Origin of the sequence: Bradyrhizobium nanningense, assembly GCF_004114535.1 — a bacterium.
Classification (GTDB): Bacteria; Pseudomonadota; Alphaproteobacteria; order Rhizobiales; family Xanthobacteraceae; genus Bradyrhizobium; species Bradyrhizobium nanningense.
On record NZ_LBJC01000046.1, the window covers coordinates 1 to 990 of the forward strand.

Consider the following 990-nt stretch of genomic DNA (forward strand, 5'->3'; position numbering starts at 1 on the left):
GAATCAGGCCCAACCGATAATGGAAGCTGGTGGCTGTTCCCCGATAGGATGGAAATACGGGCTCACGACTGGACGCCGGGCCCAAGCATCGAATGGAGAACAGCCATGGAAGAATATATCGGTCTCGACGTGTCGATGAAAGAGACGGCAGTCTCGATCCGCCGAGCAGGTGAACGGATCTGGCGCGGCAAGTGCGCATCTGATCCCAGAATCATAGCCGAGCTCATCCGCAAGCGGGCGCCATCCGTGAAACGCGTCGTATTCGAGACCGGACCGCTGTCGGTGTGGTTCTATCATTCTCTGCGCGCCGAAGGGTTGCCGGCGATCTGCATCGATGCGCGCCATGCTAAAGCGGCGCTTGACATGGCGGCGAACAAGACGGACGCGAATGACGCCGATGGTCTGGCGCAGCTCGCGGAAGTCGGGTTCTTTCGTGAGGTGCGCGTGAAGGAATTCGACAGTATGCTGACACGCACGCTTGTGGCGGCGCGGACGCGGCTGGTCCGGATCACTACCGAGCTCTCCAATCAGATCCGCGGTGTCATGAAAACCTTCGGTCTGCTGGTTCCCGCCGGAAAGGGAAGCACCTTCGAGAAGAACGTCCGGAGCCTTCTTGCCAATCAGGACGGACTTGCATCGATCGTGCTTCCGATGCTGGAAGCCTGGCGTGGCATTCGCATCCGCGCCGCCGAACTCGGACGCCAGTTGGTCCGGGACGCGCGCCAGAGTGAGGCTTGCCGCATCCTTATGTCTATTCCCGGCATCGGTGCGATCACCGCAACCGCCTTCACAACAGCCATTGAGAGGCCGGACAACTTCAAGAAATCCCGATCTGTTGGCGCCTGGATCGGCCTGACAACGCGCCGCTACCAATCCGGAGAAGTCGATTATGACGGCCATATATCCCGACGTGGCAACCACCATTTGCGAGGGCTTCTGTACGAAGCGGCTGCGGTCATTCTGACGCGCAGCTCAACCGACAGCACTCTG

General features: G+C 59.9%; 1 protein-coding gene. It reads left to right on the top strand.

Annotation, left to right across the window (positions count from 1 at the left end; all coding sequences use genetic code 11):
* Positions 1–105: 105 nt before the first annotated feature.
* The coding region (locus XH84_RS31760) for an IS110 family RNA-guided transposase (RefSeq protein ID WP_164937406.1) at positions 106–990 on the top strand (885 nt) is incomplete at its 3' end.